At 65.9% G+C, this 20,979-nt stretch carries 19 protein-coding genes; 8 read left to right on the plus strand and 11 right to left on the minus strand.

The window, feature by feature from the left end:
- Nucleotides 1–26: 26 nt before the first annotated feature.
- The 6 genes from RH857_RS01360 to RH857_RS01385 form a co-directional block, all read right to left on the minus strand.
- Nucleotides 27–623: a GtrA family protein gene (locus tag RH857_RS01360; RefSeq protein ID WP_310536181.1), complete on the minus strand. Its 597-nt coding sequence runs from the start codon at nucleotides 621–623 to the stop codon at nucleotides 27–29.
- The gene (gene manA, locus RH857_RS01365) at nucleotides 620–1,861 is read right to left on the minus strand and encodes a mannose-6-phosphate isomerase, class I (RefSeq protein ID WP_310536216.1); all 1,242 of its coding nucleotides are present in this window, start codon (nucleotides 1,859–1,861) and stop codon (nucleotides 620–622) included. The genes RH857_RS01360 and manA overlap by 4 nt, the downstream gene beginning before the upstream one ends.
- Before the next feature lie 96 nt (nucleotides 1,862–1,957).
- Nucleotides 1,958–3,655, minus strand: a complete 1,698-nt coding sequence (locus RH857_RS01370) for an LCP family protein (protein WP_310536182.1) — start codon at nucleotides 3,653–3,655, stop codon at nucleotides 1,958–1,960.
- 7 nt (nucleotides 3,656–3,662) lie between these two features.
- A complete protein-coding gene (purE, locus tag RH857_RS01375; RefSeq protein WP_310536217.1) occupies nucleotides 3,663–4,220 on the minus strand; it encodes a 5-(carboxyamino)imidazole ribonucleotide mutase in 558 nt (185 codons plus the stop codon).
- A gap of 89 nt (nucleotides 4,221–4,309) precedes the next feature.
- Nucleotides 4,310–5,620 carry a 5-(carboxyamino)imidazole ribonucleotide synthase gene (locus RH857_RS01380; protein WP_310536183.1) on the minus strand — a complete coding sequence of 437 codons (1,311 nt, stop codon included), beginning with the start codon at nucleotides 5,618–5,620 and terminating at the stop codon, nucleotides 4,310–4,312.
- 119 nt (nucleotides 5,621–5,739) lie between these two features.
- Nucleotides 5,740–6,012: a hypothetical protein gene (locus RH857_RS01385; RefSeq protein ID WP_310536184.1), complete on the minus strand. Its 273-nt coding sequence runs from the start codon at nucleotides 6,010–6,012 to the stop codon at nucleotides 5,740–5,742.
- A gap of 669 nt (nucleotides 6,013–6,681) precedes the next feature.
- On the opposite strand from RH857_RS01385, the gene RH857_RS01390 reads away from it, so the two are divergent.
- Together RH857_RS01390 and mcrC are read left to right on the plus strand one after the other, a co-directional pair.
- A complete protein-coding gene (locus tag RH857_RS01390; RefSeq protein WP_310536185.1) occupies nucleotides 6,682–8,454 on the plus strand; it encodes an AAA family ATPase in 1,773 nt (590 codons plus the stop codon).
- Nucleotides 8,451–9,503, plus strand: coding sequence for a 5-methylcytosine-specific restriction endonuclease system specificity protein McrC (mcrC, locus tag RH857_RS01395; RefSeq protein ID WP_310536186.1), 1,053 nt, complete (start codon nucleotides 8,451–8,453; stop codon nucleotides 9,501–9,503). The genes RH857_RS01390 and mcrC overlap by 4 nt, the downstream gene beginning before the upstream one ends.
- 284 nt (nucleotides 9,504–9,787) lie before the next feature.
- Here mcrC and glpX read toward each other — a convergent pair whose 3' ends face one another.
- Entirely contained in the window at nucleotides 9,788–10,831 is a 1,044-nt protein-coding gene (gene glpX, locus RH857_RS01400; protein ID WP_310536187.1) for a class II fructose-bisphosphatase, read from the minus strand.
- Between the two features lie 212 nt (nucleotides 10,832–11,043).
- The gene (locus RH857_RS01405; RefSeq protein WP_310536188.1) at nucleotides 11,044–11,988 is read right to left on the minus strand and encodes a putative endonuclease domain-containing protein; all 945 of its coding nucleotides are present in this window, start codon (nucleotides 11,986–11,988) and stop codon (nucleotides 11,044–11,046) included.
- Nucleotides 11,989–12,279: 291 nt separating this feature from the next.
- Between RH857_RS01405 and RH857_RS01410 the strand changes: the two genes are divergently transcribed.
- Nucleotides 12,280–12,993, plus strand: coding sequence for a DUF4245 domain-containing protein (locus RH857_RS01410; protein ID WP_310536189.1), 714 nt, complete (start codon nucleotides 12,280–12,282; stop codon nucleotides 12,991–12,993).
- Entirely contained in the window at nucleotides 12,994–13,641 is a 648-nt protein-coding gene (locus RH857_RS01415; RefSeq protein ID WP_310536190.1) for a carbonic anhydrase, read from the plus strand. It abuts the gene before it with no gap.
- On the opposite strand, the gene RH857_RS01420 is transcribed toward RH857_RS01415, so the two are convergent.
- Nucleotides 13,638–14,123: an acyl-CoA thioesterase gene (locus RH857_RS01420; protein ID WP_310536191.1), complete on the minus strand. Its 486-nt coding sequence runs from the start codon at nucleotides 14,121–14,123 to the stop codon at nucleotides 13,638–13,640. The two genes, RH857_RS01415 and RH857_RS01420, sit on opposite strands and share 4 nt — an antisense overlap.
- A 146-nt stretch (nucleotides 14,124–14,269) precedes the next feature.
- Here RH857_RS01420 and RH857_RS01425 point away from each other — a divergent pair, with 146 nt between their 5' ends.
- The gene (locus RH857_RS01425) at nucleotides 14,270–14,869 is read left to right on the plus strand and encodes a prepilin peptidase (protein ID WP_310536192.1); all 600 of its coding nucleotides are present in this window, start codon (nucleotides 14,270–14,272) and stop codon (nucleotides 14,867–14,869) included.
- A 35-nt stretch (nucleotides 14,870–14,904) separates the two neighbouring features.
- The gene (locus RH857_RS01430) at nucleotides 14,905–15,405 is read left to right on the plus strand and encodes an NUDIX hydrolase (RefSeq protein ID WP_310536193.1); all 501 of its coding nucleotides are present in this window, start codon (nucleotides 14,905–14,907) and stop codon (nucleotides 15,403–15,405) included.
- Nucleotides 15,406–15,447: 42 nt separating this feature from the next.
- Here RH857_RS01430 and RH857_RS01435 read toward each other — a convergent pair whose 3' ends face one another.
- Nucleotides 15,448–16,872 carry a class II fumarate hydratase gene (locus RH857_RS01435; RefSeq protein WP_310536194.1) on the minus strand — a complete coding sequence of 475 codons (1,425 nt, stop codon included), beginning with the start codon at nucleotides 16,870–16,872 and terminating at the stop codon, nucleotides 15,448–15,450.
- A 152-nt stretch (nucleotides 16,873–17,024) separates the two neighbouring features.
- On the opposite strand from RH857_RS01435, the gene RH857_RS01440 reads away from it, so the two are divergent.
- Together RH857_RS01440 and RH857_RS01445 are read left to right on the plus strand one after the other, a co-directional pair.
- A complete protein-coding gene (locus RH857_RS01440) occupies nucleotides 17,025–17,699 on the plus strand; it encodes a rhomboid family intramembrane serine protease (protein WP_310536195.1) in 675 nt (224 codons plus the stop codon).
- Nucleotides 17,700–17,844: 145 nt separating this feature from the next.
- The gene (locus RH857_RS01445) at nucleotides 17,845–19,047 is read left to right on the plus strand and encodes a ferrochelatase (protein WP_310536196.1); all 1,203 of its coding nucleotides are present in this window, start codon (nucleotides 17,845–17,847) and stop codon (nucleotides 19,045–19,047) included.
- Between the two features lie 95 nt (nucleotides 19,048–19,142).
- On the opposite strand, the gene phoH2 is transcribed toward RH857_RS01445, so the two are convergent.
- Nucleotides 19,143–20,489: an RNA 5'-3' helicase PhoH2 gene (phoH2, locus tag RH857_RS01450; RefSeq protein ID WP_310536218.1), complete on the minus strand. Its 1,347-nt coding sequence runs from the start codon at nucleotides 20,487–20,489 to the stop codon at nucleotides 19,143–19,145.
- Between the last annotated feature and the right edge of the window lie 490 nt (nucleotides 20,490–20,979).

A 20,979-nucleotide genomic window follows, 5' to 3' on the forward strand; every position in this document is an offset into this window, starting at 1 on the left:
CCTCACCGCCTGCCGGTGAGCAGCCGTTAACTGCGGGGATCGCCCTCGGTGGAGCTCGATGCGGGCGCCTGCGGGGCGCTGCTCTGCCCGGACCCGGCCTTCGGGGCCGCCAGGTCCACGTCACCGATCATGTGCGGCGGCTCCTGGGAGCCGGTCACCTCGGCGGAGCGGGCGGTCTCCTCGTCTCCGGTGAAGACCCAGAATTTGTACGCCACGAACCGGAAGCACATGGCGAGGATCATGCCCACGATGCTGCCGGAGATGAAGGAGGCGCGTGCCGAGGTCAGCCCCAGCACGTAGAACGAGAACGCCACGCAACCGGACTGGATGCCCAGGCCGATGACGTTCATGATCACGAACATCACCAGCTCGCGGCTGCGCGTCTTGGTGCGGCGGTGCCGGAAGGTCCAGTAGCGGTTGCCCATCCAGGAGAACAGGGTGGCCAGGGCCACAGCAATCGCCTTGGCCTTGACGTGGGAATCGTCCATGGGACCGGAGATCAGCCAGAGGAAGATCGCGGAGTCGATGACGAACGCTACACCCCCCACCACGCCGAATTTCGCGACCTCCCGCCACAGCAGGCGGACCAGGGTGGTGGCCTTGTTCCAGAGGGTCAGGATCATCGAGTAGGTGCTTCTTTCTGCTGAACTGCCGGCCGCGCAGCATCCGCGGCGGCGGCGATGAAAAGTTGTGCTGGGCCTTCGGCGGAGAACGTCACGTCCTCCCCCGGGCGCAGGAACACCGAGTCGCCGGCGGCGAGCCTCATCTCGCCCACGCTGTCGGTGGAAGCGGTCATGGCGCCCGAGACGACGACGGCGATCGACGGGGTCTGGGCCGTGAACGGGTGGGTGCCGCCCTGGGTCCCCAGGTCGCGGCGATGGAGCTGGAACTCCTCCACCGGGGGCCGGTAGAGGTAGTGGCCGGGTGCGATCTCCTGGGGCTCGCACCGCGGCAGGGGCAGCACATGGGTCTCGGCCACGCTGAGCAGCTCCGCGACGTCAATGCGCTTGGGCGTCAGTCCACCGCGCAGGACGTTGTTGGAGTTTGCCATGATCTCCACGCCAACGCCGGCGAGGTAGGCGTGAAGGTTGCCCGCGGGCAGGAACAGCGCCTCGCCGGGCGCCAGGTCAACACGGTTGAGCATGAGGGCCACGAACAGTCCCGGGTCTCCGGGGAAGAACTCGGTGATGCGCGCCAGGGTGTCCGGCAGTGTCCCGGAGACCACGGCGATACCGGTAGTGGTCACGGTCTCCGGCTCCTGATCGGCCTCACCGGCCAGGTGCTCGGCCAGCAGCCTGGCCGCAGTCGCCGCGTCCTCGGCGGCGGTGGTCAGCGTCCAGTCCAGGGCGGCGGCGTAGTCCTCCTCGCGGATGTGCTGCAGCAGCTGATCCAGGAAGTCCAGCGCCCGCGGATGCGGCACCAACGGGCCGCGCAGGGCGGTGAGGTCGGCATGGGCCTGGGCGTGAGGACGGAAGCCGCACAGGGCGGAGAACTCCGTGATCGCCACGATGAGCTCTGGTTTGTGGTTGGCGTCCACGTAGTTACGCTCGGGAGCATCGGCGGCCAGGCCCGCGGCATTCTCGGCGGCGAATCCCGCCTCCGCATGCTCCTTGGTGGGATGCGCCTGAATGGAGAGCGGACGTTCCGCGGCAAGGATCTTCAGCAGGAAAGGAAGCTCCCCGTCAAGCAGGGTTTCCAGGTCGACTGCGGCGTCGTCGTCGCTCAGCAGGACCTTCGAGGGTGCCGTGGGGTGGGCGCCCATCCAGATCTCGGCCCGAGGGGACGGCGACGGCGCCCAGTCGAAGAGCTCGCTGAACGCAGTCGTGGATCCCCAGGCGTAATCGCGCACGGAGTTGATCATCCTGAACACTGCAGAAACCCTACCAGCGCTTGCCTATGATTCCGGGGGTTTGGGGCGGCTTCCGGTTGTGATCTTGGACTACGCCCACGGGCCCGCTCAGGCCGGGGCGCAGCCGCCGTTGGTGCTGGCCGCCTCCAGCAGGATGGGGTTCTCCGGCAGGTACTCTCCGCGAGCCTGGGCCTCGTCGTAGACCTGGACCAGGTACTCCTCCGTCAACGGGGATCCGTCGGGCTGAGTCGGGACCGAGGGCTCCTCCACTGCGGCCTCGTCACCGGCGACCGCTTCGTCGCTGTGCTCAGGGGTCGGCCCGGGAGCAGAGCCGGAGCTTCCGCCGTCGGTGCCGCTGCCGCCATCCGCACTGCCGGAGTCGCCCTCCGGTGCGGGATCTGCGGGAGCGGAGGCCTCGTCGTCGGACTCCTCCTCGCCCCCGCCCTCGGCGGCCATCAACTGGTCCACACGGGCGTGGATCTGGTCAAAGTCCGGGTAGGTGGAGAACAGGTCCCCGGAGCTGCCGAAGTCGGGAGCACCGAGCACCAGCCGCTGGGGTTCGTTCTGCTGGGCCTGGACCGCGAGGTCGAGCAGGGAGCCCAGCTGCGACTGGGGCAGGTTGGTCTCCACGAGGTTCTCCCCGGCCTGCATGATCTCGGTGAACCGGGTCAGCAGGGTCTGGGGACTGAACTGGGAGACCATGGCCTGCTGGATGCACTGCTGGCGCTGGATACGGTTGTAGTCCGAGCTCCACTCGCGGGACCGTGCGAAGCCCAGGGCCTCCTGACCGTTGAAGGTGTAAGTGCCCGGCTCCCACCAGGCCCAGCCCCACGTGCCGTCGGGACGGTGCCCGCGGTGGGGCACCCAGCCGTCGGACTGGACGGTGACCCCGCCCATGGCATCGATGAGCTGCTCGAAGCCGGCCATATCGATCATCACGTAGCCGTCCACGGGTAAGTCCAGGGTGCCGGAGACGGCGTCCATCATCGCCTCGGCACCGGGATCGGCTGCCTCCGGGTAGAGGTGGGAGTAGTTGTTGGTGACCTCGGTGTAGAGGAAATTGATGATGCAGTCGTTGCCGCAGTTGAAGCCCTCGGGGTAGACCTCCCGCATGGGCGAATCCTCGGAGAAGCGGGCGTTCTGGAAGTTGCGCGGGATCGAGAAGATGATGGTCTCCGCGGTCTCAGCGTTGACGCTGACCACATGGATGGAGTCGGGGCGCACGCCCTCGCGCCCCTCCCCCGCATCGGCACCCATGAGCAGGAAGTTGTAGCGCCCGTCGGTCGCATCGATGGCCGGGCCCGCGCTGAAGATTCCGGCCAGCGCGTGGCGGGACTGGTTGAGCACGTGGGCTCCGTAGGCCAGACCGCCGGAGGTGATGACCATCAGCACCACCATCACGACCCCGAGGATGGGGCGCAGTCCGGGGGCCAGTTTCGCGAAGCGCACCAGGCGGGCGGTGTCCAGCCAGAGGAAGAGCCAGCCGAGGGCCAGCAGCACCAGAATCACGCTGCCCAGCCACATGATGAACGGCTGGGTGAGCGCGGAGAGCAGTACTCCGCGCATGGTGAGGTACATGAGCACGCCCAGCAGCAGGGTCAACCAGCAGCCCACGGTCACGGCCAGGGCCGCCCGTCCGATGCGGCGGGAACCGGCGGTGATCTGTGCCCCGCCGGGGAGGAACGTGGTCAGCGCGGTGAGGATGACCGCTCGCCGGGTCCGCTCCGTGTCGCTGGCCAGAGCCGGGTTGCGGACGACGTCCTGCTGACTGTCGAACCGGTGGTAGGTGATGTTCGGCTGATTCACGGGCGGTTCAGGCGACGTCGTCGTGTTCCGCCGAGGTGCGGCCCGGGGTCGCGTGAGCAGGTGCGGGACGGTAGCTACTCAGCTGCGCTGCCTCAGTACGCAGAGCCTCGCCCTTGGCGTGGGCCGACGCCGCCAGCTCGGCCTGGAAGTCCACGAGTTTGGTCTGCAGGGCGGCGGCGAGCTCGTCGCTGCCGGTGGAGAGGATTCGTGCGGCCAGCAGGCCGGCGTTGCGTGCACCGCCCACCGATACGGTGGCCACCGGAACCCCGGCGGGCATCTGCACGATGGACAGGAGGGAATCCATGCCGTCGAGGTGCTTCAGCGGCACGGGCACGCCGATGACGGGAAGCGGGGTCACCGAGGCCAGCATGCCGGGCAGGTGGGCCGCTCCCCCGGCACCGGCGATGATGACCTTCAGGCCGCGCGTGTGCGCCTGTTTGCCGTAGTCGATCATCTCTTGGGCCATCCGGTGAGCGGAGACCACATCGGCTTCAAAGGGGATCCCGAACTCCTCGAGGGCCTCAGCGGCGAGCTTCATGGTGGGCCAGTCGGAGTTGGAGCCCATCACGAGCCCCACCAGCGGTCCGCCGCTCGGGTTGCCGGCGGCCGGGCTGGTGGGCGATTCGAGGCCCTGGTCCAGGGTGTTCTGGGTGCTCACGCGGTGGGCTCCTTGCTGGTGGCGTCGGTGGGAGCGCTGCCGGTCTCGGGGCCCTCCACGATGATGCGGGCGGTTTCGGCGGCGGCTTTGCGGCTGCGCTCCAGACGGGTGCGGGCGGCGTCGAAGTCCTCGTGGGGCCGGGAGGTCTGGGAGAGGATGTTCACGTGGCCGATCTTCCGGCCAGGACGCGGCTCCTTACCGTAGAGGTGGATCTTCGAATGCGGAGAGCGGCGCATCGCGGCGGGCACCGCGGAGTGCAGATCCTGGTTGGCCCCGCCGAGGAGGTTCTTCATCACCACGTAACCCCCCGCGCCGCCGGTGACCGCGGTGGAGCCCAGCGGGAGGTTCAGGACCGCACGCAGGTGCTGTTCGAACTGGCTGGTCACGGAGCCGTCCATGGTCCAGTGCCCGGAGTTGTGGGGGCGCATGGCTAGCTCATTGACGTAGATGCCGGGGGTCACGTCGGCCCCGGCGGTCTCTGAGATCTCAAAGAGCTCGACCGCGAGCATGCCCGTGACTCCGAGCTTTTCGGCGATGGTGCGCGCAATCCGTTCGGCCTCGGCCAGGTGAGCGGGGCTGGTGCGCGGTGCCGGTGCGATCACCTCGTCGCACACTCCGTTGGTCTGGGTGGATTCGACCACGGGGTAGGCGGCGATCTCGCCGCTGCGACGGCGGGCGACCTGCGCGGAGAGCTCGCGGGTGTACGGGACCTTCTGTTCGGCGAGCAGGCCGGTCTGCTGCTCAGCGGCGCGAGTCAGCCAGTCGGCGACCTCTGCGCTGGAGGAGGCGGTGGCGGCGTCGTCGATAATCATCACGCCCTTGCCGTCGTAGCCGCCGCGTGGGGTCTTCAGGACCACGGGCCATCCGGCGGAGTTTCCGAAGCTGACGAGGTCCTGCGTGCTGTGCACTTCGGTCCACAGGGGGTTGGGCAGGCCGAGCTCGGCCACGGCGCGGCGCATGGCCAGCTTGTCCTGGGCGTAGAGCAGCGCTTCGGGGCCCGGGTTCATGGTGATGCCGGCGTCGGCGAGCGCGGTGAGCACCTCGGAGGGAACGTGCTCGTGGTCGAAGGTGACGGCGTCGAGCCCCTCGGTGAAGGCAAGCACATCGGAGACGCTGCGGTAGTCCCCAATGGTGGTGGCGGGGATGACCTGGGCGGCGGAGGCGGCGGGGCTGCCGGCCAGTAGATGAAGGTCGATTCCCAGCTCGACGGCGGCTGGGGCCATCATGCGAGCAAGCTGCCCGTCTCCGAGAACACCGACCCTGGGTGCTGTGCCGTCAGTTCTGCGCGCGCTCTGGGTTCCACTCACAGTCCCCCATTATGCGCGCTGTTGGCTCCTGGGAACGATGCGCAACACCGGCGGGTGAGGAGCGCGCCCCTCAATTGGCCCGGCCTACCGCGGCGTTCTGCGGAAGAAGGGGCGGGGCCTCAGCGCGGTGAGCTGGCCTTCTTCACGTGGCCGGCGGCGATAAAACTGAAGACAGCAAAGGCCAGCATCGCTGACTGCAGGATCGCGAAGACCTGCCCCACCAGGTTGGTGGCGCTCAGCGCCAGGTAGATACCGGCAATGCCTACCACGCTGAAGCAGATGCTGATGAAGAGGATGTGCCCAAAGCTGGTTCTCTCCCCGTAAAAGCGCCGAACCCACCGCGGGGGCGTTCTCCCCGCTGCGGGGTCGGTGTCATCATGCGTCTGCGCCATCACGGGCAACCTATCGGCCAGGCCGCCACGGGCTCAACTTTCGTAGTCCAAGAGTTCCCCGCTGGTGATCACTCACACAGCGGAAGTCGCCTGACCCTTAAGGCTTCCCCTTGAAGGAGGGGAAGTCCCGTCGATTAGGTGACGGTCGACAAGATTCTTCGAGTTCACGAGCTTACGGAAGACCAACGGGCAGAATGTAGCTATGACGAGCTCGCGCCTCAACAATGACTCAGACGAAACGACCAAAGCGTCTAGGCCACCCGCTGACACGGCGATCGCCCAGGAGGTTGGCGAGGTCATTACGCATATGCTCGGCGATGGCAGATCCGTGATCGATCCTGAGGCGACGATTTGGACCGCGGAAGCGGCTGCGGATCTGCAAGCCAGAGTCGGCGGCAACCCCATCGTCGGCACGGGCATAACCAGTGGGAAAAGCTCGACCTTCAACTCGAGGGGGCTTCCCGGGAGGTGGTGCTCCTTGCCGCCGAACTTGTCTTCTTGCGAGAGCATCCGGTGCGGTCAGCCCGCCCTGAAACTCGGTTGGAGCATGTCAACCGGGTTCTCGCTCATTCTGACTCTCCTTTGGAGATCCCCGAGTCGATGTCAGCATGGTTGGCTCGTCCGACCGGGACTGCTGGTTTTGAACCAGGGGCATGGTACAACGGCGCGATGTGGCGACACCTCATCTGGGCATCGACATTCGTCCAGTACTGGAATGATCTGCCGGAGGTCGAGCGTGAGGCAGCGCGCACCGACCCGTGGGAGTTACAACGCGTGATGCTCGCTTCGGGGGACGACCGCTCTGACATCCGTAACGCGATACAGTTCCTGGCCCGCCCATACGCGTTCGAACCGATCTCCTCGTCGAAGATGAAGACCCAGATCCGCGACAGTCTTGCGGACCGCATCCGGGGTGGGACTGGCAACACCCCTGACGCGATAGACCGCGATCTGTTCGCGATCCGTGCAGCATTGGCTCCGGAAATCGAAGGGCCGTTCAATTTCTGGTCTCCCGGAATTGCGGAACTTTGGGGCTCGACTGAGCCCGAGTCGGCCTCCACAGTTGTTGAGACTGCACAAGTGCCTGAACCACGCCCCCGGCACTACTGGCTCTACTCCCCAGGCTCGCAAGCCTCAGAATGGGAGGAGTTCTCCGCCAGCGGAGTCATGGCGATCGGATGGGACCAGCTCGATGACCTTGCAACGTATCCGAGTCGGAAGGCCATACGGCAGGCTCTCGATGTCGACGGGACCGGCGGGTCGATGAAGAACGCGGTTCTTGCGTTGTGGCAGTTCCAGAATGAGGTCGCGGTGGGCGACATTGTCTACGCTAAACGCGGTCGGAGAGAGATCGTCGGGCGAGGGGAGGTCACCTCCGATGCTCGATTCGAGCCAGATCGTGCGTCATTCCGGCACATCCGGTCAGTGAAGTGGACGCACACGGGGACGTGGGAGCACCCGGGGGACGCCGCGACCAAGACGCTCACCAATATCACGGCCTATCACGACTACGTCGCGCAGCTTGAGGAGCTGGTTGCAGGCGAGGTCGAGCTAGAGCTACCTCTCCAGGCAACGCCGCTTCCGACCTACGACCGAGCGGCCTTTCTCAAGGAGGTTTACCTGTCTGAGGAGCGCTACGAACGACTGCGCTCCCTGCTGGCCCGCAAGAAAAACGTTATCCTCGCTGGACCGCCCGGTGTGGGGAAGACTTTTGCCGCTAAGCGTTTGGCCTACTCCATCATGGGTGTCAAAGACCCAAGTCGGGTCCAGATGGTCCAGTTCCATCAGAGCTACTCCTACGAAGACTTCATGATGGGATACCGGCCCACCGAAGCGGGCGGTTTCACCCTTGCTGAGGGACCGTTCTATCGCTTCTGCGAAGCGGCCCGCGCTGACGACGATGACCGGCCGTACTTCTTCATTATCGACGAGATTAACCGCGGCAATATCTCAAAAATCTTCGGTGAATTACTCATGCTCATCGAAGCCGGGAAACGCGAACAAGCGTTGCGCCTCCTCTATAAGAACGAGGACTTCTCTGTCCCTGCCAACGTTCACATCATTGGCATGATGAACACCGCGGACCGCAGTCTGGCAGTACTTGACTATGCGCTGCGTCGACGTTTTGGGTTCTTCGAGATGGCCCCCGGCTTTGACTCATCCGGGTTCGCCCAATGGCAGCAAGATGCTGGGAGTCCCATACTAGATCGTCTCGTTGAGGTAGTCATCAACCTCAACGAGACGATTGCCAAGGACCCAGCGCTTGGGCAGGGTTTCGCCATCGGGCACAGCTATCTCTCTAGCCCTCCTGGGGATGAAGAAGATATCTGGTTGACCTCCGTCGTCGAAGACGAGCTCATTCCCCTGCTCGATGAATACTGGTTCGACGAACCGGCCAAGGCCGAGGAATGGGCAGAGAAGCTCCGAGCCGCCGTCGCATGACTTCGCTGTCCATCCCCATCCGCAATGTGTATGTGATGATGGCCTACGCGTTCAGGGCGATACGCAGTGACAGCCATGACCGCATCGCTTCGGAGCGCTTCGAGCACCTTCACGACCTGCTCGCGGAAATCCTCCTGCTTGGTGTCGGGGCACAGGTCAAGCGTGGGCTTCACCACGACTACCTTCAACGCAGCGACGAACTCGCCACAGTCCGCGGGCGCATCAATGTCACTGGCAGCATCGCAACCCGCTCGACCGTCCGTGGGAGGCTCGTCTGCGAATTCGATGAGTACCAGGCCGACACACCTCACAATCAGGCGCTGAAGTCGGTCATTGTTCTCCTTATCCGCCACGGCGAGGTAGACCCAACGCGAAGGGACGCGCTCCGCCGGCTGCTGCCGTACTTGGAGGCGGTGAGATTAGTCGCTCCGTCCTCAATTCGTTGGAAGAAACTCACGTATCACCGCGCCAACGCCACGTACCGACTGCTGCTCGGAGTCTGTGAACTGGTCGTCCACGGACTCTTACCCACACAGGACTCCGGAGATGCCAAGCTCACCTCGTGGATTTCAGATGACGCAATGAGCGACCTCTATGAAAGATTCCTGCGCGAGTACTACAGCCGTCACCACCCTGAACTCACCCCCAGAGCATCTCCCGTTCTCTGGGACTACGACTCGGCCACCGCCTACGGCGCCGAACATCTCCCTGCGATGCGCACTGACATCACGCTCCGGAATGGACATCGCACCCTCATCATCGACGCGAAGTACTACAGCCATTCCCTGCAGACCGGAAGGTCAGGCAAGAAAACCGTCCACTCGGCCAACCTTTATCAGATACTGACGTACACGAAGAACGCCGATGTGAACCGCGATGGTTCAGTCAGGGGCCTCTTGCTCTACGCGCAAACCGGGGCACCAGAACAGCCGAACTTGGACGTCGTGATTCAGGGCAGCCGGATTGGAGCCATCACGCTCGACCTCAACCGCTCATGGAACCATCTCCGCACCCAACTCGAGGACATCGTCAGGTGGTTGGAAAACTGACGCCCCGCCGTTCCTTGAGTCCATGGAAACCCTCGCTCCGTCTCACATAGATGCAGAAGGATGCCCATTTGCTCTCGGCAGCGTCAAAGTCGGTAACTACCACCCCACGACCTCCGGCACGTATCTCCTCGGACCTCATTGCCGCTGGCCCCGGCATGGTGACGTTGGCACGGGCAGATTGGCCACACAGTCAGCTACCGTGACGCTCAGGCGCTTGTCCCTGTGGAAGCGCTCATCGGGAGGTCGCGCGGTCCGCTGGGAAGGCCCAGATGAGCCGACCCTGCCTACCGGGTGTAGGACTGCCACTTGCGGTGGCGGTGCTCGGCCTCCACGATGCGCACGGTACCGGACTTCGAACGCATCACGATCGACTGCGTGGTGACCCGGTCGCCCTGGTACCGGACTCCGCGCAGCAGGTCGCCATCGGTGATCCCGGTGGCGGCAAAGTAGCAGTTGTCGCTGGTGACGAGTTCCTCGGTGGTGAGGATCGTGTCGACGTCGTGCCCGGCGTCGATCGCTTTCTGGCGTTCCTCATCATCCTTGGGCGCCAGACGGCCCTGGATCACGCCGCCGATGGCGCGGATGGCGCATGCGGTGACAATGCCCTCGGGAGTTCCACCGGTGCCCATGAGCACATCCACTCCGGTGCCCTGACGGGCGGCGGCGATGGCGCCGGCCACATCGCCGTCCATGATGAAACGGGTGCGGGCGCCGGCCTCGCGGATCTCCTCCACCAGTTTGGAGTGGCGGGGACGGTCCAGCACACACACGTTGAGCTGGTCGATGGTCTTGCCCGTGGCCTTGGCGATGAGGTGCAGATTCTGCTTCACCGGCAGGCGAAGGTCCACCATGTCGGCGGCCTCAGGTCCGGTGACGAGCTTGTCCATGTAGAACACCGCCGAGGGGTCCAGCATGGAACCGCGCTCAGCCACCGCGAGCACCGAGAGCGCGTTGTCATAGCCCAGGGCGGTCAGACGGGTGCCGTCGATGGGATCCACCGCCACATCCGCCTCGGGACCGGATCCGTTGCCGACGCGCTCACCGTTGAAGAGCATGGGGGCTTCGTCCTTCTCCCCCTCACCGATGACGACGACGCCGTTGAGGTTCACCGTGTCCAGCAGGGATCGCATGGCGTCCACTGCGGCACCGTCGGCGCCATTCTTGTCACCCTTGCCGACCCACGCACCGCCGGCGATGGCAGCGGCCTCGGTGACGCGCACCAGCTCAAGGGCGAGGTTGCGGTCTGGCTCGGAGTCGCCGACTGCCAGGCGCGGGGAGAGGTGGGCGAAGTCCTGATCGTCCTGCTGAACCTGGTCTACGTCGTTCATGTGCACCTTCGGTATCTCGGCGGTGACCCAACGGCACTGTTGGGCTCGACCTCCAGCATATCGACAGCGCGCTTGGAGCACACTGAATGCGTCGTCGTCGCGCGTTCCGGGCCTGCCAGTGGGCGCCGGGGACGAATTGTGTCGGATACGGTGCGTCTTTATCTCGTCCAGCCGACAGAAGGCGCGGGGAATCCGACACTCCCTGCGCTGACCTACTCCACGCCGCCTGCCGCGAGCATGGCGCCGAGGTGACTGATTGCCGTCCGGAAGTCCTCACGGTCATCCTCCACATTGACCCGCAGCACCCTCCATCCGGCGGCGGCAAACTCGTTGTCTCGCCTCTGGTCGCGGCGGGCCCCCTCCGGGGTGAAGTGTGAGGAGCCGTCATACTGCAGCGCGATCTTTGAGCCCGGGTAGCCGGCGTCGGCCTTTCGCGAGCGCGGGTCCGCCGGATTCAGCGGGACCTGCAGCTGCGGTTCAGGCAGCCCGGCCCGCACCACCGCGAGGCGGAAGCGAGTCTCCTTGGCGGAGTCCGAGCCGATGCGCACCGCGGCCAGGGCCCTCAGGGCCCTGCGTTTGCCGCGAAAATGCCGCGAGGCCACAAAGTCGCGCAGCGCGGGAAGCGCGATATGCGGCTGTGCCCGCCCCTCGGCCCACCCATAGGGCACGCGCACCAAGTGATCCCCCAACACCACCAGAGCCTCCACCGAGAGCAGAGCGGCCAGCTCAGCAAAGACTTCCTCAGGACGGGAGACTAGCGCTCCATCTCGAGTCACAGCGCCCGCCCCCGCCCAGCTGAGTCTGTGTGAGACCACACCGGAACGCTGCATGACGGTCCGCGTCTGCTTGCCGTAGGAGAGGTGCACCCTTGGATCCCTCCGCAGCGCTCCGGGCAGAGGGAAGCCCCACAGACGTGCCGCGGTCACGTGGGAAAGCCGCGCGCCCGCGGCGTCAAGAGCCACCGCTACGGCCTGCAGTCGATACACGCCGTCGTCGTCGAGGGTCTCGGCCACATGCCGCGCCAGATAGACTCCTGAGCCCACGCGCACCACGTCGCGACGTGTGGCTCGGTCCGGGGACTCCCCGGCGCTTCGGAGCTGTGCCATGGTGAACCCGCGCGCGGCGAGGTGGGGAGGCAGCTGGCGGGGACGAGTCATGGGCTCAGTCTCGTGGTTTTGTCCGGCTCCCGCTGTAGTTCTCCACAGCCGGGATCCGCCCTACGGTTTTCTCTCGGATTAGCGGTGCGTTTTCGCTCGTGGGGCGGGTAGGGACGCGGTATATCCGACACTTTCGCAGTCAAGGGCGGAATTCCTCCGGAGCGCCGGCCCGGGTGGCTGCCCCGGAGGGCCGGCCCGGGTGGCTGCCCCGGAGGGCGCCCGCGGCCCCGACGGGAGCTAACAAGGCCGAACCGCAGTGCGCCGCTCGTCCCGGATGAGAGAATGGGGCCCGTGACTGACCGAGACCACCCCGACGCATCCCGCCATCCGCAGGCACAGCTGCCTCCGCGCGAGGAGGACGAGGCCGGCCTGTGGCGCCACTTGGAGGACGACCAGCCGCGCGAAGAGCCCCGCGACGACGACGGCGCCCCCACCCCCCAGCTGACCCAGTCCCAGGTCAAGCGCCTGACGACCCCCATGATCGGCATGATCATCACCATGGGCGTGCTCTCCCTGGTGCTCGCCGGGCTGTGGATGCTCAACCCGGAGCCCGACATCACCTACTCCCGCGATGAGGACGTCGCCGAAGCCGCCGACTGGGCCGCCAGCGTGACCGAGTACGCGCCGATCGCACCGCAGGTCCCCGACGAGTGGTCCGCCAACTACGCCCGCTGGGAGACCCGCGCCGAGCACGGCGTGGACGTCTGGGAGGTCGGGTACACCACCGAGGCCGTGAGCTTTGTGGGCTTCGCCCAGACCGATGAACCCAATCCGGCGTGGGTCAACGAGGAGACTCGCCAGGCCCGGGTCACCGGCACCGCCACCGTGGAGGGCTTCACCTTTGAGACGCGCGAGGAGGGCGACCGCCTCTACTACGTGCTCGACGGGGAGGACAACACCGTGGACGGGACCACCATCATCATCGGCGGGGACGCCGGAACCGAGGAATTCGAGACAGCCGTCGAGGCCATTGTGGAGGCCATCGGCGTGGAGGTGAGCGAGTAGATGTCCGAGACCGCCCAGCAGGCAGAAGCCGCACAGCAGCCGACCCCGGCCGAGGCCTGGAAGCTGCTGAAGGAGGGGAACGAGCGCTTCGTCAACGGCGAGCTGCGCCACCCCAACCAGAATGCCGCGCGCAGATCATCCCTCACTGAATCCCAGCATCCGATGGCCGTGATCTTCGGCTGCTCGGACTCCCGCCTGGCCGCGGAGATCATCTTCGACGTCGGCCTCGGCGATGTCTTCGTGGTCCGCACCGCAGGACAGGTGATCGACGACGCTGTCATGGGCTCCCTGGAGTTCAGCGTGGACCAGCTCAATGTCCCGCTGATCATGGTGCTCGGCCACGACTCCTGCGGCGCCGTCTCAGCGACCATCAATGCCGCGGACACCGGCACCTACCCCGGCGGCTACGTGCGCGACCTCGTGGAGCGCATCTCCCCGTCCGTTGTGGCCGCCCGCCAGGCCGGGGCCTCCAGCGTCAACGAGACCGTGGAGGAGCACGTGAAGCAGACCGTGCAGCGCATGACCGGCCGCTCCCGGGTGCTGCACGACGCCGTCACCGAGGGGCGGACCGCCATTGTGGGCGTCACCTACCGCCTGGCCGAAGGCCGGGCTGACGTGGTCACCACACTCGGGGAGCTCGAGAACTAGTCCCTTCCGTGGGGCTCGACGGCCGGAACCGTGCCGGTGGACGGATGCTCAGTTGGCATACGGTCCCGGTTATAGGTGATTTCCGTGTAGCCGTGGGGCGCCGGCAGGCCGTCCTCGCCGATGTTGACGAACACCAGCTTCTCAATGGTGAGGATCGTCCTGCGGGTGATCATGTTCCGCACTACGCAGCGCATCGTCAGTGAAGTGCGCCCGAAATGCGTGGCGGTGAGTCCCATCTCGATGAGGTCACCCTGCTGGGCTGAGGCTTCGAAGCTGATCTCCGAGATGAACTTGGTGACCACGCGGTGGTTGCCCAGCTGCAGGATCGCGTAGATGGCGGCCTCCTCGTCGATCCAGCGCAGGAGGCTGCCGCCAAAGAGGGTCCCGTTGGCGTTGAGGTCCTCGGGCTTGACCCATTTACGGGTGTGGAAGTTGATCGGGTTCTCAGCGCTGGGCTCGGTCTGCGGTGTGTCGGTGGCCATACCTTCACCGTAGGAAACCTCCGCCTGTGGGCGCTAGGGCCTATGGCTGTGCGGTTGGGCACAGCCGGCGGTCCACCGCGGCGGCACTCTCCACAGTGCTCGGCGGCCTCTTCCGCAGCGGCGGCGGAGTTCATAGTCTTGACGCTGTGATCCACCTGTTCGGCGATCTTCTGACCTCTGGCTCCGCTGCTCACGTTGTGGCGGGCCTGCTGCTGCTTGCCGGCGGAGGAGTCTTCGCGGTCTGCGCCGTCAGCCTGGGGTTCATCGACCTGCGGGAGCATCGCCTGCCCAACCGCATCCTCTATCCGTGGGCGGGGATCACCGCGGTCATCCTCGTGCTGGTGAGTTTCCTGCTGGGCGAGGGCTCCTCACTGGTCCGCGCGCTGCTCGGCGGCCTGGCGTGGGGCGCAGCATTTCTGCTCATTCGTCTGGTGCATCCGCCCTCCCTCGGGATGGGAGACGTGAAGCTGGTGGTCGTCCTGGGGATGTATGCCGCCTACCTGGGGTGGGAGACCCTTGCCGCCGCCGTCGTCGTCTCCTTTCTTCTGGGCGGTCTGGTCTGCCTGGGCCTGGTGCTCGCGCGCCGGGCCAGCCGTGCCACACGGGTGCCGTTCGGGCCGTTCCTGCTGGCCGGGACCGCCTTGGCGCTGATCTTCTCCCCCGCCTCGCAGGTCGACGCCGGGGAGGTTCGGTGCTTGGGCCTGGGCCCCCCGTGTACGCAGGGTCCTCCTTCCCCGCTGCCCTGAGGAGCACCCGGAACCCCGCCCCGTAGGGTAGTGCCATGGCGATTCCCGAGTTCATTCTTGATCTGCGCAAAGATGTCGGCACTAAAGAGCTGTGGCTGCCCGCCGTGCGCGGCGTGGTGGTGCGCAGGCACGACGACGCCGGCAGGCGCCTCCCCAGTCCTGAGGTGCTGCTGGTCAAGCGCAGCGACAACGGAGCCTGGACGGTGACCGCCGGCATCCTGGAGCCGGGTGAGCAGCCGGCGTCCGGTGCCGTGCGGGAGATCCAGGAGGAGACCGGTGTGATCGCCCGGCCTGTGCGCGTGGCGGGCGTCTTTGCGACCCATCGCGTGGAGTACTCCAACGGCGACTCCTGCCGGTACTTGGACACCGTGCTGGAGATGGAGTACGTCTCCGGGGACCCCCATCCGGCCGATGACGAGTCCGTGGATGCCGGCTGGTTCAGCGTGGCTGCGCTGCCCGAGCCTATGAGCGCGGACCAGAAGCGCGTCGTGGACTGGGCGCTGGACGCCGGAGCCCCCGCCAGGTTCAGTTCCTGACGGGGGCTCCGGGCGGCTGACGCCGCGTTGGGTGTCGGCTGATCAGCCGGGCTGGGTCATCTTCATCACGTCGAGAGCGGAGTCCAGCTGCTCTTCGGTGAGTTCGCCACGTTCGAGGTAGCCGAGTTCGACGACGGCGTCGCGCACGGTGAGCTTGTTCTTCACGGCGTGCTTGGCGATCTCGGCCGCGGCTTCGTAGCCGATGTGCTTGTTCAGCGGGGTCACCACGGAGGGGGACGCGCCGGCCAGGAACGCCGCGCGCTCCTCGTTGGCGGTCAGGCCCTTGATCATCTTGTCGGCCATCACGTAGCTGGTGTTCTTCAGCAGTCGGATGGACTCCAGCAGGTTCGCCGCCATGACGGGGATGCCCACGTTGAGCTCAAAGGCGCCGTTGGTGGAGGACAGCGCCACGGTGGTGTCGTTGCCGATCACCTGGGCGCAGACCTGGATGGCGGACTCGCAGATCACCGGGTTGACCTTGCCGGGCATGATCGAGGAGCCGGGCTGCAGGTCGGGGATGGCGATCTCGCCCAGGCCAGTGTTCGGGCCCGAGCCCATCCAGCGCAGGTCGTTGTTGATCTTCATCAGGGAGTAGGCGATGTTGCGCAGCTGACCGGAGGCCTCGATGAGACCGTCGCGGTTGGCCTGTGCCTCGAAGTGGTCACGAGCCTCAGTCAGCGGCAGGCCGGTGTCCTCCGCCAGGTTGGCGATCGCCTTCTCCGCGAAGCCCAGCGGGGTGTTGATGCCGGTGCCCACCGCGGTGCCGCCCAGGGGCACCTCCGCCACGCGCGGCAGGGAGGAGTCGATCCGCTCGATGCCGTAGCGCACCTGCGCGGCGTAGCCGGAGAACTCCTGGCCCAGGGTCACCGGGGTGGCGTCCATCAGGTGCGTGCGGCCGGACTTCACCACGCTGGCGAACTCGCCGGCCTTCTCCTCCAGGGCCTCGGCCAGGTAGGCCAGGGCCGGCTTAAGGTCGTTGATCAGCGCCGAGGTGGCCGCCACATGCACGGAGGTGGGGAACACGTCGTTGGAGGACTGCGAGGCGTTGACGTGGTCATTGGGGTGGACTTCCTTGTCCGAGCCCTTCTCCTTGAGGTAGCGGTTGGCCAGGGTGGCCAGCACCTCGTTGGTGTTCATGTTCGAGGAGGTTCCGGAGCCGGTCTGGAACACGTCCACGGGGAAGTGCTCATCCAGCTCCCCGCCCTCGACCTGCTCGGCGGCGACCACGATGGCATCGCCCAGGTCCGCGTCGAGCACGCCGAGCTCCACATTGGCCTTGGCCGCGGCCTTCTTTACACGGGCGAGCGCCTCAATGTGGGCCCGCTCCAGGGTGCGGCCGGAGATCGGGAAGTTCTCCACGGCGCGCTGAGTCTGTGCGCGGTACAGCGCGTGGGCGGGCACCTTCACCTCACCCATGGTGTCGCGCTCAATTCGATATTCGGTCTCGGATGCAGAGTTCTCTGTCATGGGTTCATCCTATGAAGCTCCACACGGATGACGCCACTGTGAAGCAGGTCTCCCCAGCGTGTCTGAGCTCAGGGAGATTTCAGGGCTGAATCCGGGGGCACTCAGGGGCCCTGACGGCGTCGTCCCGCGCCTGCGCTACTAGGCTTAGGGGCATGGCATCCTCGCAGCAGTACGACGACGGCGGCGACTCCATGGGCGCGATCGGCCGGGATTTCAAAGAGGCGTTCGCCCGCACATTCCTGCCCGTGGTGCTGCCATTGGCCGCCATGTGGCTGATGTTCTTCCTCAGCCTGATTCTGGGCAACTGGTTCAACCGCAGCCTCGCGCTGGAGTCCCGCAGCCTCACCGGACTGATCGGCATTATCTTCATGCCGCTTCTCCACGGCGGGTTCGGGCACCTGATCGGCAACACAATGTCCTGGCTGGTGCTGGGCGGTATGACGTCTCTGCTGACACGGAAGTTCACGCAGATCATGGTGATGCTGTGGCTGCTCTCCGGTGCGGTGCTGTGGCTCATCGGCACCCCCTGGGTCTGCCACGCTCCTGCCGGGCAGGGCTGCGTGGTCAACCACATCGGCGCCTCCACGGTGATCTACGGCTTCGCGGCATTCCTGGTGACCTACGGGTTCCTGGCTCGGCGCTTCTTGGCCATTATCTTCGCGATCTTCGTGGCGTTCTTCTACGGGCTCTCCATGCTCGTGGGCATGCTGCCGGTGACCCCCGGAGTCTCCTGGAGCGGGCACCTCGCCGGAGCGATCGCAGGCATCGCCGTCGCGTTCTTCTTCACCAAAGAGGCGCGGGCGGCACGAGCCGCCCGTTCTGCCTGAACAGTTCGGGTACACGGCGTGATAACGCCAGATTTCCGAGGGCGAGGTGCACTCCTCGAGTAGTGCGGTAGGCTAACTATTCGATGGGCTAACTAAATGACCGTCGCGATTGCTGCCCCGTCTGACCCTCAGGAGATGCACCCTCATGACTACCCAGCACGATCCTTCAGGGACCGTTCCCCACGCAGGACCCGTCTCCGCGTGCGGCACCCCCTACGTACAGGAGCCCGAGTCCTATGACGGCCTGCTGCTGGCTGGCTTCGGGGGTCCCGAAGGCCAGGAAGACGTCATCCCTTTCCTGCGCAACGTCACCGCAGGACGGGGAATCCCGGATGAGCGCCTCGAAGAGGTGGCCCACCACTACCGGCACTTCGGCGGAGTCAGCCCGATCAACGAGCACAACCGGGAACTGAAGGCGGCCCTGGAGACCGAGCTTCGCCGCCGCGGGATCACCCTGCCGGTCTACTGGGGCAACCGCAACTGGGCTCCCTACGTGGAGGATGCCGTGCGTGAGGCTCACGCCAACGGACACACTCGGCTGCTGGGCTTGGCCACCAGCGCCTACAGCTCGTACTCCAGCTGCCGCCAGTATCGCGAGGACTTTGCCCGCGCCCTGCTGAACACAGGACTAGCCGGCAGCGTCACCATTGACAAGGGGCGCCAGTATTTTGACCATCCGGGCTTTGTGGAACCCTTCGTCGAGACCGTCGGCACCGCCCTGCGTGAGCTGCGCGAGCAGGGCTTTGATTCCGGTGAGACGTCCGTGCTGTTCTGCACCCACAGCATCCCGACCGACGACGCCGTCCGCTCCGGCCCCCGGGATCGGGACTTCGGTCCCGGCGGAGCCTATGCGGCGCAGCATGAGGCGGTGGCCTCTCGCATCATGGAGCAGATCCAGCTCCAGGACTCCCCCGCCGGCGAGGGCAGCACCGTGCCGGACTGGGAGGTCGTCTACCAGTCGCGCTCAGGCCCGCCGTCACAGCCCTGGCTGGAGCCGGATGTCTGCGACCGCATCGCCGAGCTGCCCGGGCAGGGGGCACGCGCCGTCGTCGTCGTACCTCTGGGCTTCCTTAGCGATCACATGGAGGTGCTCTGGGACCTGGACGAGGAGGCCATGGAGGCGGCAGATGAAGCAGGACTGCATGCCGTGCGCACCCCGACCCCGGGGGTGCATCCGCGGTTCGTCGCCGGGCTGGTGGACCTCATCCAAGAGCGCATCGACGCAGTTCCCGCCGCCGAGCGCCCGCACATGACCGACCTGGGCCCGTGGTACGACGTGTGCCGGCCCGGCTGCTGCGAGAACATTCGCGCGGGGTTCAAGCCCGCGGCAGCCGGACTAGTGCCCTGATTCACTGAAGACACACAGCGGGGCGCGTCCTGGTTCTCCCAGCGCGCGCCCCGCTGTTGCCTACGGCCGCCGGCACTGCGGCGGCCGCGGTCAGATCAGTTCTCCTCGAGCAGCTCCGTGACCAGTGCGGCGATGCGGCTGCGCTCGCTGCGTGAGAGAGTTACGTGGCCGAAGAGCGGATTGCCCTTGAGGATCTCGACGACGGCGGCAATGCCGTCATGACGACCCACCCGCAGGTTGTCGCGCTGGGCGACGTCGTGGGTGAGCACGATCTTGGAGTTCTGCCCCATGCGACTCATGACGGTGAGCAGCACATTCTTCTCCAGCGACTGAGCCTCGTCAACGATGACCCACGCATCGTGGAGGGAACGGCCGCGGATGTGCGTCAGCGGAAGCACCTCCAGCAGGCCGCGGGCCATGATCTCCTCCAGCACGTTCTCACTGACCAGCGCCCCGAGCGTGTCGTAGACCGCCTGACCCCACGGGTTCATCTTCTCCTGCTCGCTGCCCGGCAGGTAGCCCAGCTCCTGGCCGCCCACCGCGTAGAGGGGCCGGAAGACGATGATCTTCTTATGCTCATGGCGCTCCAAGACAGCCTCGAGCCCTGCGCACAGGGCCAGAGCGGACTTACCGGTACCCGCACGGCCACCCATAGAGACGATCCCGATCTCCCGGTCCATGAGCATGTCGATGGCCAGGCGCTGCTCTGCGGAGCGTCCGTGCAGCCCGAAGATCTCCCGGTCTCCACGGACGACCTGCACGTACTTCTTCGAGGTGGCATCGATGCGCACACGCCCCAGGGCCGAACCATGGGGTGACTGAATGACCAGACCCGTGTTGGTGGGCAGGTCTTGGGCCTCGTCGATCTCAATCCGCTCACCCTCGTAGAGGTCCGAGACCTGATCTTCCGTGGCGGAGATCTCCGCCAGGCCGGTCCAGCCTGAGTCGGTGACCCACTCGTTGCGGTACTCATCGGCGTCGAGCCCCATAGCGGAGGCCTTCACCCGCATGGGCAGGTCCTTGGAGACTACGGTGACGGCGCGGCCCTCATCGGCGAACGACTTCGCCACGGCGAGGATCCGCGCGTCGTTCTCCGGCCCACGGAAACCTGCCGGCAGCACCTGCTGATCGATGTGGTTGAGCTCCACCAACAGGTGCCCACCCTCATCGTTAAGCGCGATGGGCTGATTCAGCGCACCATGCTTGGTGCGCAGCTCATCCAGCAGCCGTAGCGCGGAGCGGGCGTAGTAGCCCAGTTCGGAGTCGTGACGCTTCTTCTCCAGCTCGGAGATGACCACGATCGGAATGATGACCTCATGCTCAGCGAACCGCAGGATGGCCTTCGGATCGGAGAGCAGCACGGAGGTGTCCAGCACATAGGATTTCTGCCCCACCGCACTGGTGACTTCGTTCTCCAGCGCAGCGGATGCAGCCGGCGCCAGGTCAGCGGCGGTGGTAGAGACAGTGTTGAGGGAGGCCACGGTTACTCCAGACCGGGAACGCAAAAGGCCCCGCAGCAAAGCAGTCCGAGGCGGTCATGGACTCGAATTCTTCCCCAAACTCGAGTTCGCCGTCGTCGTACTGTGCTGCAGGACCTGTGGTGTCCCCGCATCGATAGTCGGATGGTGGTCGGCTGGCCCGCTGCTGGACACCCAGCCAAGGGCCGAACCGGCCCCAACTGCTGCGTGGCATAAGCTGTGGGCCTTCCGGTCAGTGTTCTGACAGTTCCCAATGTAGACACATCTGGTGCGCAGGCGGCGGCTGAAACACCTAACGACACGTGACAGATTCGTAAACATTGGTTAACGGGCGGTGGTCAGCGGGTCGCCACACAGTGCTTCCGCACTTCGAGTCAGGCGGAGGGGCTTTTCCGCCCGTGCGCAGGGCTCAGGTGACCTCAACTGCGGAAGCAACGTTCCAGGCCGGCCAGAA

Source organism: Nesterenkonia flava (assembly GCF_031432335.1).
In the GTDB taxonomy this organism is placed as follows: Bacteria; Actinomycetota; Actinomycetes; order Actinomycetales; family Micrococcaceae; genus Nesterenkonia; species Nesterenkonia flava.